This window comes from Aliivibrio fischeri (genome assembly GCF_009727955.1).
GTDB lineage: Bacteria > Pseudomonadota > Gammaproteobacteria > Enterobacterales > Vibrionaceae > Aliivibrio > Aliivibrio fischeri_A.
This window is the reverse complement of sequence record NZ_WOBR01000025.1, coordinates 1-564: the sequence shown is the minus strand read 5'-3', so window position 1 is coordinate 564 and position 564 is coordinate 1. Positions and strand designations below refer to the sequence as shown.

1 protein-coding gene is annotated in these 564 nt (G+C 46.5%); it reads left to right on the top strand.

What is annotated here, in order from left to right:
• Positions 1–564 (top strand): cadherin repeat domain-containing protein (locus GNP81_RS19155; protein WP_196588272.1); only part of this gene is annotated, 564 nt, incomplete at both ends.

The following is a 564-nucleotide window of genomic DNA, read 5'->3' as shown; positions in this document are numbered from 1 at the left end:
TGGTTCGACACCGGGCGGTGGTGATACTGATAACGATGTGGGTCCGGTTACAGATAGTAACGCTGCGGATAATACAATTTCAGAAAATGCAGGGGTGGGTACGGTTGTAAACATCACTGGCCTCGCCGTGGATCCAGACGGTGATGAGGTTAGTTATAAACTTTCAGATGCAGATATTGCAAAAGGTCTGTTTGCTATCGATGCCACTACAGGTGTGGTGACGTTGATTGGTAATTTAGATCACGAAGTTGCAGACTCTCACTCTATCACCATCATTGCGACATCGACTGATGGCTCAACAAGTGAAGCCAGTTTTGATATTACAGTAACAGATGCGGATGGTTCGGCACCGGGCGGTGGCGATACGGATAATGATGTAGGCCCAGTAACGGATTCGAATACTGCCGAAAATACCTTGTCAGAGAATGCTGAGATTGGCACGGTCGTAAACATTACAGGTCTTGCGACAGATCCAGATGGTGATGATGTGACTTATGCATTATCACAAGCCGACATTGATGCAGGGTTATTTGAAATAGATGCAACCACAGGTGTCGTGACATT